This window comes from Pseudoalteromonas rhizosphaerae (assembly GCF_028885455.1).
Lineage (GTDB): Bacteria > Pseudomonadota > Gammaproteobacteria > Enterobacterales > Alteromonadaceae > Pseudoalteromonas > Pseudoalteromonas rhizosphaerae.
The window spans coordinates 1,669,801-1,684,637 of the sequence record NZ_CP118496.1; the positions used below are offsets into that span (position 1 = coordinate 1,669,801).

Annotated in this window: 9 protein-coding genes; 8 read left to right on the forward strand and 1 reads right to left on the reverse strand. The window is 41.5% G+C overall.

The features are described 5' to 3' along the window. Positions 1-144 precede the first annotated feature (144 nt). The 8 genes from PVK79_RS07160 (at position 145) to PVK79_RS07195 (ending at position 13,860) form a co-directional block, all read left to right on the forward strand. Positions 145-1,104, forward strand: coding sequence for a sensor histidine kinase (locus PVK79_RS07160; protein ID WP_257326752.1), 960 nt, complete (start codon positions 145-147; stop codon positions 1,102-1,104). Positions 1,105-1,214: 110 nt separating this feature from the next. Next, positions 1,215-1,865 (forward strand): UPF0149 family protein, encoded by a 651-nt coding sequence (locus tag PVK79_RS07165; protein WP_257326753.1) that lies wholly within the window; start codon positions 1,215-1,217, stop codon positions 1,863-1,865. 286 nt (positions 1,866-2,151) lie between these two features. Further along, complete coding sequence (locus PVK79_RS07170; protein WP_257326754.1) at positions 2,152-4,689, forward strand: TonB-dependent receptor plug domain-containing protein; 2,538 nt, start codon at positions 2,152-2,154, stop codon at positions 4,687-4,689. A gap of 108 nt (positions 4,690-4,797) precedes the next feature. Further along, complete coding sequence (arfA, locus tag PVK79_RS07175) at positions 4,798-4,998, forward strand: alternative ribosome rescue factor ArfA (RefSeq protein WP_149981958.1); 201 nt, start codon at positions 4,798-4,800, stop codon at positions 4,996-4,998. Between the two features lie 458 nt (positions 4,999-5,456). After that, the gene (locus PVK79_RS07180; RefSeq protein WP_257326755.1) at positions 5,457-8,627 is read left to right on the forward strand and encodes a glycosyl hydrolase family 18 protein; all 3,171 of its coding nucleotides are present in this window, start codon (positions 5,457-5,459) and stop codon (positions 8,625-8,627) included. Positions 8,628-8,685: 58 nt separating this feature from the next. Continuing rightward, on the forward strand, positions 8,686-10,281 hold the full coding sequence (locus PVK79_RS07185) for a lytic polysaccharide monooxygenase (protein WP_257326757.1): 1,596 nt from the start codon (positions 8,686-8,688) through the stop codon (positions 10,279-10,281). A 67-nt stretch (positions 10,282-10,348) separates the two neighbouring features. Next, positions 10,349-12,976, forward strand: coding sequence for a glycosyl hydrolase family 18 protein (locus tag PVK79_RS07190; protein WP_257326758.1), 2,628 nt, complete (start codon positions 10,349-10,351; stop codon positions 12,974-12,976). Between the two features lie 173 nt (positions 12,977-13,149). After that, a complete protein-coding gene (locus PVK79_RS07195) occupies positions 13,150-13,860 on the forward strand; it encodes a substrate-binding periplasmic protein (RefSeq protein ID WP_182732545.1) in 711 nt (236 codons plus the stop codon). Between the two features lie 23 nt (positions 13,861-13,883). Here the strand turns inward: PVK79_RS07195 and PVK79_RS07200 are convergent, their stop codons facing one another. Further along, positions 13,884-14,834, reverse strand: coding sequence for a helix-turn-helix domain-containing protein (locus PVK79_RS07200; RefSeq protein WP_257326759.1), 951 nt, complete (start codon positions 14,832-14,834; stop codon positions 13,884-13,886). Between the last annotated feature and the right edge of the window lie 3 nt (positions 14,835-14,837).

Here is a 14,837-nt window from a genome sequence, read left to right on the forward strand (position 1 = left end):
TTGACTCACGATTGTACCTATGGATAAACAATATTATTAACCATAGCCTGTCTGCTATGGTTTTTCTAATTAAACCGTGTCATTGGCATCAATTGTGCTAATTTTAATGACAAGATAATCGTTTTTAATTGCTGGTTAATTAAGATGGATGCGATAGATGAAGACTACAAGCAAGCTTATTTTCGTGAACGTACCGCGCGTTTAAAGGCTGAGCAGCTGATTGAAGATAAAAGTCGCGTTTTATATGCACTAAATGAAGAGTTAATAAAAAAAGTAGCTGATCTTGAGTATCAACAGCAGTTATTTATTCAAGCAGAAAAAATGGCCACTTTAGGTACCTTATGTGCCGGGGTTGCCCATGAAATTAATAATCCCTTAGCTTATGCAATGAGTAATGTAGAAAGTTTGCAACAGAGCATGCATGGCTTTTGTGAGTTACTTGATTTAAACCAGCAATATTTAGCCAAGAGGATTAGTGAAACAAATTTTCAACAACAGTTAGCATCACTTAGTGAGCAGCAATCATTTGCTGAACTGCAGCAAGATATTCATCAACTAGTGGCCGATAGTGCAGAAGGCTTAAGGCGCATTAATCAAATCGTGAGTAATTTGCTTAATTTTGCGCGACCAACAACTAACAAGAAACAATTGGCTGATATGACAGATGCTGTGAAAAATGCGCTTAAATTGCTTAAAAACCAATTAAAAGGTTGTCAGTTAACCACATCAATAACGACATTGCCGCTGAGTTATTGTGATTTGGCAACCATCAATCAAATAATGGTTAACATACTTATTAATGCTTCACATAGTTGCGAAGCATTAATTGATAGACAAGCACATATTCACGTGCAAGTTGATAGCGACGACCAGCAAATAATTATTAGTGTTAATGACAATGGTTGTGGCATGAGTGAGCAAGTGCTTGCAAAAGTTTTTGATCCATTTTTTACTACTAAACCAGTTGGCAGGGGGACCGGTATGGGCATGCCATTAGTGTACACTATGGTTAATGATCATCAGGGAAAAATTGAAATTGAGAGCACCGTAAATATAGGTACATGTGTGCGATGTATATTTCCAGTGTTGAGTGAGCGACCTTAACTCAGGCAAAAACTATTTAACCAGAGTTAGGTTAAGTAATAATTTGCTTTTAAATTAGCCAATTGTTGGTTAGTGTAGGTATGAATTTTATAATAACTTGAGGGTGAATAATGCTTAATGAAAAAAGTGAATTGGTTCTTAGGGATTATCTAAGTCAGCACCCTGAACTAAAAGTGGTGAGTACTGACAGCGTGATTGGTTTTATCAGTGGGTTATTGGCGTGCTCGGAATTTTATGGCGAGTCAGAAATTGCCAATTATATTGCTGATAAAAATGACCCTATTTATACCCAATTAATGACAAGCTCAGCGGAGCATGACGCAATGATCACGCTGCTGGATAATGTGACCGAAGCTCAGGTAGCGCAGCAGCATATACTGGCAAGTATTTATCCTCATGGTAAAGATGCTAAAGCGCCGAGTGAGCAACTACAACAATGGTGTGTAGGCTATTTAGCTGCTTATATGGTGAATCAAGAAGTATGGCAGCATGACTTTAACTTTTTACTCAGTGCTGATAAACAGGTCGTTGAGAATCAGGCGGATGGACAGTTATTTATTGATAACTTTGAAGCGACGCTTAATTTACTAGCCACTTTTGCGATGTGGCCAGATTCGCTCAAAGAGCATCCAGAACCTGCGGTACTTAGTGAAGGCTTTGCGCTACTGTATACCGGATTAGATGAAAGTCTTACTGGCATTGCATCCATGGCATTGATGCTAGAAGATGAAAAACTGGCTTTGTGGGAAGAAGAAGGCTAGAAAACATAGTTTTAACAACCAGCATGATTTGAATAATCATGCTTTTTTTTGTTTAAAATTCAATCAAAAACATGAAATAGAAGAAAATTTAGCTAATTTTTGCATATATCGACCATTGTCGCAGTTAAATATGTTTCTTTTTATATGTGTATGTTGCTAGGATGTTCGTCAAGGCGTCATTATGTAAATGACGCTGCATTACACTAATTATAACTTTTATGAATTTACTTGTTTATTACTGCAATCGAGTAAACAGGTGAAGAGTCAACAGGGTCGAACAACACACATGACAATACTTCGTTTAAATACATTGGCTATCGCCGTAGGACTTGCATTTAGCAGCTCAGCTGTCATAGCTGAAGACGCACAAGTTCAAGCAGAAAAAAACATAGAACAAATTTCCGTTTTAGGTTCACGGGTTTCTAACCGCACAGCAACTGAATCTTCGTCACCCATTGATTTAATTGACGCTGATGATTTAAATAAAGGTGGCTTTACCGAGCTTGGTCAAAGCTTACAAGCTACAGCGCCATCGTTTAATTTTTCGCGTACACAAGTTTCTGACGGTTCCGATTTATTTCGCCCAGCAACATTACGCGGCTTACAGCCAGACCAAACCCTGGTTTTAGTAAATGGTAAGCGCCGTCATAATCAATCTATTTTTGGCCTTAATGGTACAGTTGGTGCAGGTGCTGCGGGTACCGATATGAATGCTATTCCACTTACGGCACTTAAAGGCGTTGAAGTATTACGCGATGGTGCTGCAGCGCAGTATGGCTCTGATGCTATTGCTGGGGTCATTAACTTATCACTGAATGATTCAACTGGTATAACAACTGGTTATGTACAATATAGTGAAACAGCTGAAGGTGATGGCGATACCATTTCGGCGGGTTTAAATCGCGGTTTTGATTTGGGCACAGAAGGCGGTTTTATTAATTTATCTCTTGAGTATCGTGATGCCGATGGTACTAACCGCGCAGAGCGCGATACAGGTGGATCGCTTGATGTAGAGCCAGGTACATTATCTGACAACGTTCGTTGGGGCCAAGGTAATTCGGAAAGTGAATTTACCTCGTTATTTTATAATATGGCATTGCCAATGGGCGACGGTGAGCTTTACTCGTTTGGTGGTTACTCTGAGCGCACTGCACTGGGTAACGGCTTTTACCGTAACTTTAACGAAGCATCTAAAAATGTTACTCAAGTATACAGTGATGGTTTTTTACCGCGCATTTATAACGAAGCACAGGATATTTCTATTGCGCTAGGTTTTAAAGGTGATATTAATCCAGATTGGAATTACGATGTATCGGCAGTTTATGGTGAAAACCAATATGACTTTACATCACGCAATACATTAAACGCTTCTTACGCGGCGGAGTATTTATTTAATAACCCAACGGCAAGTGATGCTGATATAGCAGCAAATGCAGGCCCAAGTGGTGGTTACTCAGGTGGTTTTAGGTTCGATCAAACAACAATTAACCTTGACGTAAATGGTATTGTGGACATTGGTCGCGGCGAACCACTCTATGTAACAATTGGTGCAGAGTACCGTAAAGAAAATTACCAGATAGTACCTGGTGATGAAGCATCGTACGCATGTGGTTTAGCAAACATGGATACATCGTATCCATCAGTGAACGACCCTGAGCAATTTGCACAATGTGGCTTTCAAGCTTATAACGGTTTGCGTCCAGAAGCTGCAAATCAGAGCGACCGTAACAGCTACGCATTTTACGTAGATGTTGAAACTATGCTTACTGATGCATGGAACGTCAGTGGTGCACTTCGCTATGAAGATTTCTCTGATGCTGGAGATGACTTAATTGGTAAGTTAGCAACGCGTTATGAATTTAACGATGACTTTGCAGTACGTGGTGCGGTATCTACTGGCTTTAGGGCCCCTTCGCTGCAGCAAAGTGGCTATACAGCATTTACTACTAACTTAGGATCCGACGGCACGTTAACGCAATCATTTACTGCAAATACGGGCACTGCTTTCCCAAGTGCACTAGGTGTAGATAGCTTAAAGCTTGAGACATCGACAAACTACAGTGCTGGTTTTGTTTACGATGTCACAAGCGAACTTTCGTTAACGGTTGATTTTTACCGCGTAGAAATTGAAGACCGTATTACACTTGGCAGTTTATTAACGGCTGACGATGTATCGTTTAGCTCTGAGGCTGTTGCTGCTTTACAAGCAACCGGCGCTGTACAAGCTAACTACTTCTCGAACTCAGTTGATTCAACCACTCAAGGCGTTGATATAATTGCATCATATCGTACCGATGTAGAAGGCGGTAACTTTGGTGTTACTTTTGCGGGTAACTTAAACGATACTAAAATTGATGGTGTAAACGCAGCGGACGGCATTCCAGAATCGGTTGCATTTGATGATTTACAACGCAGCTTTTTTACCGACGGACAGCCTAGTGAACGAGCAACACTTACCTTTGACTACGAACGTGATGCATACACTTCAACCATTCGTTTTAATTACTTTGGCGAAACTGATGTAAAATATTTTGGTAACGACCATATATCATTACCGGGTGAGCTTTCGCCAACAGGTTCATTCAAACCAACTAGTACGGTTGAATCAGCAGTGTTAGTTGATTTAAATGTTAGCTACCAAATTAATGATATGTTTGTGCTTTCGGTTGGTGCCGATAACGTATTTGACGAAACGCCAGATGAACTAGGTGATGACGAAGTACTAAACTTTATCACCAATGGCGCATTTAAATACCCTGTACGTGCATTGCCTTATGGCTTTGATGGCAGAAGTTATTACGCAAAAGTAAGTTTTAGTTTCTAAATTTATAGTTGTTATTAAGCCCGCAAATAAGCGGGCTTTTTGATTTAAAATGCTTGTGTTTTTTTATATCAAGCATACAATCGCAAAACTTTTAAAGAGGAAAAATAAATGAGTAAACGTCGTTCTAAAGTGACTAAATCTACAACATCAGTAGATACAGGTCGGGGTGTTATTCGCGATAATGCATTAGCCGCATTAGTGACATCGAAAATTTTTAAACCACAAATTGTAGCTGCTAAAAAAGGTAAAGGTGCTTACAAGCGCAACAAAAAGCATGCAGGACAAGAGTCCTATTTAATCGCCGCTTAATGACGTTGTGATCAAATAGGGCTTTTGTTCTAAACGCTATTTTTTATAAAAAATAGCAAGCTCAGAAATTTTTATAAGACCTCGCTTAGATAATTTTTTTCTAATCGAGGTTTTTTGGTTATATAGTCTACCACCTTATTGTTTATACCTATTCACACTCACGTTTACGTTTTCGTAAAACTTGCTAGAGCCCGCGAAGATACTCACAAATAAAATGTAACCATAAATTAACCTTGTGTTCATATTTTGTGTGCGAAATTACCCATTCTTTAAACTGCATGGTTTTTATTTGATGTTAAATGCTGATGAAAAATATAATTTATAGTCCTTTTTGGTTAATGAAATGGCTGTTTTCTATACATCACATATCCAAATTAAGTTGACGTATGAGTTAACTGTGGTAGTTTTTAAACTGAGTTGTAAATTTAATGTTATATTTAACCCTGGGCGGAGGAGCTATGAGCTCACAAATGACAATAAAAAATGCTTTCAAACTAAGTGCGGTGTCACTCAGTTTTGTAGGCTTAAGTGTGCACGCAGCAGTCGACTGTAGTGCATTAACGCAATGGCAAACGGGTCAAACTCACAGCGGTGGCAGCCAAGTACACACACAAAATAGTGCATATGAGGCAAAGTGGTGGACACAATCAAACCCTTTAGAGAATTCAGGCCCGTGGCAAGAATGGAAACTTTTGGGTTTGTGTGACAGCGCTGTCACTGAGAATCAGGCACCCAATATTACAGTATTAACTCCTGCAAATAATTCTCAATTTGCCGATAAAGACAGCGTTGTCATAACTGCGCAAGCAACCGATGAAGATGGTTCTGTGACAAAAGTTGAGTTTTTTGTTGATGGTGCATTAATCGCAACTGATAGTAGCGCACCGTTTAGTACTAATTGGCCCGCGGTTGTCGGCACTCATCAATTGAGTGCAGTAGCAACCGATGATGACGGCGCGCAATCTTCGCAAGTGATCAATACGATCAGCGTTACTGAAATCGTGGATCCGGTTAATCAAGCACCGGTGGCAACAATTAGTTTCAGTAGTTTACCAACAGAATTAACGGTTGGCTCACAAGTAGTGTTTGCTCTTGCAGGTACTGACAGTGATGGTCAAGTAACGGCACTTAACTTTGCGGTTAATGGTGCTGATGTGCACCAAGCAAGTACGGCATCAAGCAGTTATGCTTGGCAAGCAACAGCGCTTGGTCAGGCAACCTTTACGTTAACGGTAACTGATAACGAAGGCGCAACAGCCCAAGTAACAAAGGTGCTTACTGTTGTTGAAGAAAATACCGGACCAGTGACTGGAACTGATTGTCATCCGCAGGGGTTATATCAAACACCAGGTGTAAATACGCCGTATTGTACTGTGTATGATGCAGATGGTCGTGAGATAATGGGTGTTGATCATCCGCGTCGTGTAATTGGTTACTTTACCAGTTGGCGCAATGGCGCAAATGGCCAACCGAGCTATTTAGTAAATGATATTCCATGGGATAAAATAACTCATATCAACTATGCGTTTGCTCATGTTGATGCCAATAATAAAGTATCGATTGGCGATCCAAATGCAGCCGGTAATCCAGCTACAAATATGGAATGGCCAGGAGTGGTAGGTGCCGAAATGGACCCAAGCTTCTCGTATAAAGGTCACTTCAATCTTTTAAACAAATTCAAAAAACAACACCCACACGTTAAAACATTAGTATCTGTAGGTGGTTGGGCTGAAACGGGTGGTTTCTTTGATGAAACGGGCCGCGTTGAAAGTGGTGGTTTTTATACCATGACGACCAATGCAGATGGTTCAGTTAATCAAGCGGGCATTGATGCCTTTGCAAAAAGCTCAGTCGAGTTCATTGAGAAATATGGTTTTGATGGTGTTGATATTGATTATGAATACCCATCATCAATGAAAGATTCAGGTCACCCTGATGATTTCCCAATTTCAAATGCACGTCGTGCAGGTTTAAATGCATCTTACCAAGTACTAATGAAAAAGCTGCGCGAAGAGTTAGACCGTGCTGGTGAAAAAGCGGGTAAACATTATTTACTAACAATTGCATCGCCTTCTTCAGGTTATTTACTTCGTGGTATGGAAACATTCCAAACGGTTAAATACCTCGATTACGTTAACATCATGTCTTACGACCTTCACGGTGCATGGAACTCGCATGTTGGCCACAACGCTGCCTTATTTGATACCGGTCTTGACTCCGAGCTTGCGCAGTGGAATGTATATGGCACTAAAGAGTTTGAAGGGATTGGTTATTTAAATACTGATTGGGCGGTACGTTATTTCCGCGGCGCAGTATCGGCAGGGCGTATCAATATTGGTATTCCTTATTATACCCGTGGTTTTAAAGATGTCAGCGGTGGTACTAATGGGCTGTGGGGGCAATCTGCACTACCTAATCAAGCAGATTGCGCAACAGGTACCGGCGTTGGCGAAAAGAACAAGTGTGGTAATGGCGCATTAGGCATTGATAATCTTTGGCATGATAAGAACGATGCAGGACAAGAAATGCCAGCAGGTTCTAACCCGTTGTGGCATGTTAAAAATCTTGAGAACGGCATTGTTGGTTCGTACTTAGGTGTGTATGGCTTAACACCAGAGACTGATGTTGATGATCAATTAACGGGTACTTATACACGTCACTATGACAGCGTTGCTGTTGCACCTTGGTTATGGAACTCAGAGAAAAAAGTATTCCTATCTATTGAAGATGAGCAGTCTATGGCAGCTAAAGTTGATTACGTAATTAACAATGGCCTTGGCGGTATCATGTTTTGGGAACTTGCTGGTGATTATGATTTTGACTCAGCAAAAGGTGAGTACTTCATGGGTTCTACCTTAACAACTTTGGCTTATGACAAGTTTAACCAAAGTGGTGTGGCGTACGACACTCATCCAGGTAATCCAAACTTTGTTGTACCAACTGAAGCGGTAGATGTAACGTTTGCAGCAAAAGACTTCCCAATTGGTGATGATAACTACCCAATTAGCCCAACATTTGCGTTTACTAATAACTCCAATATTGATCTAAGCGGTGCGAAAATTTCGTTTGATGTACCTGTATCAACATCGGCTATTTTTAAATCTAACTGGAACGCACAAGAAAAATTGGGCATGGCAGTTGAAGTAAATGGCTCAAATGCAGCAGGTAACAACATTGGTGGGTATGAAAATGAATTCCACCGTTTTTCAATCACTCTGAACAATGAATGGGGCGGTCAACCGAAAGACTTCAGTGGTGGCAAAACAGTCAATGCGCAAGTTATGTATTACATGCCAATTACCGGTCCTAGTAACTTTACTATAGAAAAAGATGGCAAAGTTTACGCGTTCAAATTTGAATACCCACAATTGCCTGATGGGACTACCGGTGGCGGCGACACCACGGGTCCTGGTAATGGTGGTGGCGATACATCTGGTATGTGTGAAGGTGTGGCTGTGAGCTCAATCCCTGTATATCCAAACTTCCCTCAAAAAGACTGGGCAGGCAATCCAAGCCATGCCGCAGGCGGTGACTTAATGGTTCATAACAGTGCCGTTTATAAAGCGAAGTGGTGGACAAGTTCTGAACCTGGAGCAACAGCTGACTGGACTAAAAGTTGTAGTCTGTAAGTAAATAATAGGGGCAAGTTTGCTTGTCCCAAAATTTCAGCTTTTCAAGGACAAAACAATGATAGCTATTAAATTTAAAACTTTATCACTCTCGGCAGTGGCAAGCAGCGTATTACTAACAATTATGCCAGCGCAAGTGAATGCTCATGGTTATATGGATAGCCCAAAAGCGCGGCAAGCTTTTTGCCAAGCCGATGGTGGGTATTGGTGGCCCGAAGATGGCACTAATATTCCAAACCTTGCTTGTCGTGCCGCATTTTTAGAGTCGGGTACAGTGCAATTTGTACAAGATATTGAGTTTTCAGTTAATACACCGGACTACTTAAATCAAGCCGCGGTAGAGGCTAAGGTACCAAATGGGTCGTTATGTGCCGGTGGTGACAACGCAAAGCGTGGTATGGATTTACCTTCGCCGCATTGGCAACGCAGTGATGTGGTACCTAATGCCAATGGTGAAATTCAAATTCGTTACTTAGCAGCAACGCCGCATAATCCCAGTTTTTGGCAGTTTTATTTAACTAAACCAAGCTTTAATGCAGCAACAGATGTATTGACGTGGGCTGACTTAGAGCTAGTTCAACAACATGAAAATATTGACGTTATCAAAGATACCGATGGAAAGCGTTATTACGAAATGAATGTTGCTATTCCACAAGGGCGCAGCGGCGATGCTATTTTATATAGCCGTTGGCAACGTATTGATGTGGTGGGGGAAGGTTTCTATAACTGTAGCGATATCAATATTGTGACAGACGCAGGGCCGACGGATCCGAGTGTTTGGTCAAGTGTTGGTTACTTTGTTCGTCAAGGACAAAGTGCCATTGCGGGTGACACTGTTTGGGCACGTTTATTTGATGAAAATGGCCAAGAGGTTATCAATCAGCAATTAAAAGTGACCGCTGCGAATCAAGCGAGTTGGCAGCAAGCACTGGCACAACAACTGAACTTAGATTATGCCCATTTAGTACAAATTGGCGTGCAAAATCAAGCCGGTGACGTGGTTTATAACAGTACTGATGTACTGACTAATCAAGTGTATAGCAGTAATGAAAATTACACTTATACCTTAAGTGTGCAAAGCGCTCCCACTAATACTGCGCCAATTGTACATACTCTGGATGATTTAGTTGTCGATGAAAACACCAGCACAGCCGTACACCTTCATGCTTTTGATGATGAACAAACGCAATTGAACTACAGCTGGTCAGTGCCAGCACCACTGAGCTTTACCGGTGGTGACGCAAACGTGGTGATTAGTGCGCCAGAGGTATCAACAAGCACAGATTATACCGTGTCGGTTTCGGTTTCGGATGGTCAATTAAGTACTCAAACTAGCTTTAAAGTCACTGTAAATGACAGCGTTATCACTGAACCTGATGTTGCTGCTTGGAGCAGTAGTGCAGTTTATCAAGCCGGTGACAAAGCCAGTTTCCAAGGTGTTGTTTATACCGCGAAATGGTGGAGTCAGGGTCAGCAACCTGATAGTTCTAATGCATGGCAAAGCGATTCACAACCGGGTATGAATAACGATTGGAATGTAAGTAAAGCCTATCAAAGTGGTGCTGAAGTAACCTATCAAGGACAGCGCTATAGCGCTAAGTGGTGGACTCAAGGTGATACACCTGGACAAGCCAATGTATGGACCAAACTTTAATCAGAAGCCTAAGTTTTGTAGTTCAAACTTATTAAATAATTAAATAAATAATGGATAAGAGAGAAATATGAATATTAAACAGTTAACAGCAGCCATTGGCGTTGCTCTATTTGCAAGTACAGCCGTTGCAGCACCGTCTACACCAAGTATTAATTGGGAACCGCAACAGTATTCTTTTGTTGAAGTGGATCTAGAAGGTAATGGATCATATAAACAACTTGTTACTCGTGTTGATGAAGTTGCTATCAACATTCAATGGAGTGCATGGAGCGGTGACGGTGGTGACAGCTACAAAGTTTACTTTGATGATATGTTGGTAAATGAAGGTACACTTGCTGCAGGTTCTAAGACCGGGACTATTTCTTTCCCTTATGACAAAGCTGGTCGCCATACATTATATGTAGAACTATGCGAAGGCGGTACTACTTGTGCACGCAGTGCTGGTAAGCCAATCGTGATTGCAGATACCGACGGCGGGCACTTAGCGCCACTGCCGATGGATGTTGATCCTAATAACCGTGATATTGGTACCAAAGCAGGGTTAGTGACCGGTGCGTATTTTGTTGAGTGGGGTATTTACGGACGAGATTATGATGTTACAAATATCCCGGCACAAAACTTAAGTCACATTTTATATGGCTTTATTCCAATTTGTGGTGAAAATGCATCATTAACTGGCAGCCCTAAACAAGCACTTGAAACAGCCTGTGCTGGCTCTGCTGATTATGAAGTGGTTATCCACGATCCATGGGCCGCTGTGCAAAAAGCATTGCCAGGTGTGGATGCAAAAGATCCAATCCGTGGTACTTATTCACAGTTAATGGCACTTAAGCAGCGTTATCCGGATCTTAAAATCTTACCATCAGTAGGTGGCTGGACGCTTTCTGATCCATTTGGTGGTTTTACTAATAAAGCTAACCGCGACACCTTTGTAGCATCAATGGAAGAGTTTTTAAGAACCTGGAAGTTTTACGATGGTGTTGATATTGACTGGGAATTTCCTGGTGGTGACGGCCCTAACCCAGATATTGGCGATCCGATAAATGATGGTCCTGCATACGTTGCGTTAATGCAAGAGCTGCGCGCTATGCTTGATAAGCTTGAAGCTGAAACAGGCCGTACTTATGAGCTTACGTCAGCAATTGGCGCTGGTTACGATAAAATTGAAGACGTTGACTACCAAGCCGCTAGCCAATACATGGATTATATTTTCGCTATGACTTATGACTTTTATGGAGCATGGAGTGGCGTAACTGGCCATCAAACTGCGCTTTATTGTGGTGAGCATATGAGCGTAGGGCAATGTAATGGTACGGGCGTAGATGAAAACGGTGAGCCACGTAAAGGCCCTGCTTATACAACAGATAACGCAGTACAGTTATTATTAGCACAAAATGTAAACTCGAAAAAAATTGTTGTTGGTACTGCTATGTATGGCCGTGGTTGGGAAGGTGTTTATCCAACAGGCACCACTATTGATGGTAACCCTATGACAGCAACAGGCTCCGGTCCATTAAAAGGCTCAACAGCACAAGGCGTGTGGGAAGATGGCGTTATTGATTATAAAGGCATCAAAACTCATATGATTGGTGCTGCAGGCACTGGTGTTAATGGCTTTGAAGTAGGCTACGATGACCAAGCGCAAGCTGCGTATGTGTGGAATCGCGCCACAGGTAAACTAATTACTTACGATAGCCGTGAGTCAGTGATAGCTAAAGGTGCTTATGTTAATCAATATAACTTAGGTGGGTTATTTGCATGGGAAATTGATGCCGATAATGGCGATATTCTCAATGCTATGCACGATGGCTTAGGTGGAGTTGTTACACCACCAAGTAATAAAAAACCAGTGTTATCAGTATCAAGCACTGTAACCGTGAACGCTGGCGAAAGTGTTTCTGTCAGTGCTTCAGCAACAGATGCCGATAATGATCCACTAACGTTTAGTTGGACTGCATCATCTGAATTAACGGTATCTGGTAGTGCTACAAATACATTAGCAATTACTGCACCTGACGTAACCCAAGACAGCCAGTTTACGGCAACCGTCAGTGTAACTGATGGCAAAGCAACGGTAAGCCAAAGTGTTGTGGTTAATGTCATCGCGCCAACAACTGTTGACAACACTGCACCGACAGTTGATGCGATTGCTGATATCACTGTTGAAGAAGGCGCTTCTGCAGCAGTAACGGTTGTTGCCTCTGATGCGCAAAACGACGCACTGACTTATACATGGAATGTCCCTGCAGGTCTTACATTAGTTGGCAGTGGTGCCAGTGTTAATCTTACGGCGGGCGCAGTCGATGCTGATACTAATTTGACAGTATCTGTGGCAGTAAGTGACGGCCAAGTTGCTACCACTCAAAGCTTTACTGTAACGGTAACTAACACAGATACAACGCCTCCTACAGGTGATACGTGGGATGTCAGTAAGGTATATGTTGGCGGCGATATTGTTGTTTATAACGGTATTACATACAAAGCTAAATGGTGGACTCAAGGTAATCGTCCTGATTTAGGTGGCGTTTGGGAAGCAACAACTCCACCAGTAGATGATACTGGTTCAGTAGTTTGGCAATCTGCGGCTGTTTATAATAGCGGTGATGAAGTAATGCACCAAGGCAATAAATACCAAGCTAAGTGGTGGACTCAAGGAAATGAGCCAGGCGTAGCAGGCGTATGGAAATTACTTTAATTAGCCTATTACCCAAGCCTACTTTGAGGTAATAAGGTTAATATGTAATTTACTTAAAGCAGCTTTCGGGCTGCTTTTTTTGGTTTTTCGAGTCAGATGCACCATACTGTAAAAAGCGTCTGTAATTTAACTAGGCTGTAGTTATCAAATACATTTATTTATTTCTGATATTATTGAGTCCAATTAGTAACAGCTGCGAAAAAACTCTGCAAGTAGGGGTGATATTACCTTGGCCACCATTTGTCTTTGATGGTGAGCAGGCTCTTACAGGAATAGATGTAGAGATCAGCCGTTTGGTGTTAAAGCATGCTGGATTCTGTAGTAAGTTTGTGCCTTTGCCGTCATCAAAGCGCGGTTTGGTCGAGCTTGAAAATGGCCGCGTGGATATATTAACTGCTGCGAGTTTCAATCAACAACGTGCCCAATATAGTCACTTTTCAACCCCATATAGACGTGAGAAAATGCGGCTGTTCTGGTATGAAGATACTAAGTATCTAACACACGATTTAGCCAGCCTGTTGGCGCAACAAAAAACCATAGCCGTAAATAATGGTGGTTATTATGGTAAAGAATTTGAGCAGCTAAGCAAAGTCACAAACAATAAAGATTTACTTGTACGAGTACCTTTGCTCAAGCATCGGCTATATATGTTAAAAGCTAAACGCGTCGATTTTATGATTGATGATGAAATATCTGGGTTATACCTCATAAGCCAAGAAAAAATCCCCGGTATTACACTGCATCCTTATGTTATTCATGATAATCCAATCCATTTTATGCTCAGTAAAAAAACGGTCACGATGGACAATGTGCGCTCCATTAATGCAGCGATCATTGATATGCAATCGAATATCAAGCAAATAATTGCCAGCTATACCTATTAATTAACTAGCTATAATTGATACCACTAAAGCCGCGCACGTTTTACTGTGTCTGAAGGGTTTTCGCCAAATAGTTGTTTATAGTCTTTAGCAAACTGGCCCGGATGCCAAAAGCCCCAATTGGCGGCAATCATTGAAATGGGTTTATTTTGTTGCGGATCACTGAGTTCACGGCGTATTTGGTTAAGCCGGGTCATGCGTAAAAAACGCAACGGATTGATGCCTAAAATACTTTCAAAGCTGTATTGTAAAGTCCGTCGACAAACGTAGGTAAACTCACATAATTGGGTGATAGTCACTATGTTGTCTGGGTGATCGTGAATAAATTCTTTCGCTTTATCAACAACGTTTTTACGATGTTTATAACTTGGGGTTACTTTTTGCTGGGGGAGTTGTGATTGCAGTAAATGCAGCACTAAACTTAATAAAATATCGTGTTGTAAAGCTGCACTTGCTCCACCGCTATTAGCATAAATGATTTGTTCAATGCATTCACGAGCACGTTGCAGTGTTTGTGGTGATGTTGTAATACGCGGTGATCCATGTTCACAAATGCCCTGAAGCGACAACCCTTGTCGCTGAGCAATTTGATGAAGCGTATCTTGATTGATCACCATGCCATAAATATTAAATTGCTCAGGGGTGATCAGCTCAAAGTTGCAATCACTTGGGCGGCACATTAATTGATTATCAGCGATGGTGAGACCGTTAATTTTACTGTTTTGTGCGTTTACCGGAATACCAAGCCATAACGCATTTGGCCATACTTTACACTGTTGTCGTAATGCGCACTGGGTATATTCTTTAAACACTTGCAAACCATCATAAGCCACTTCATCAATACAGCCATAAAAGCGGCCATCACTGACTTGATCATATTTTTGTTGCCAGTTTGTTAGGTTTCCCGCCTGCTGGTCCACATCGGTCGTAGCTAAAGTGCACTTACTTGGTGCATTTGTCGGTAAATTATGTTGCATAGT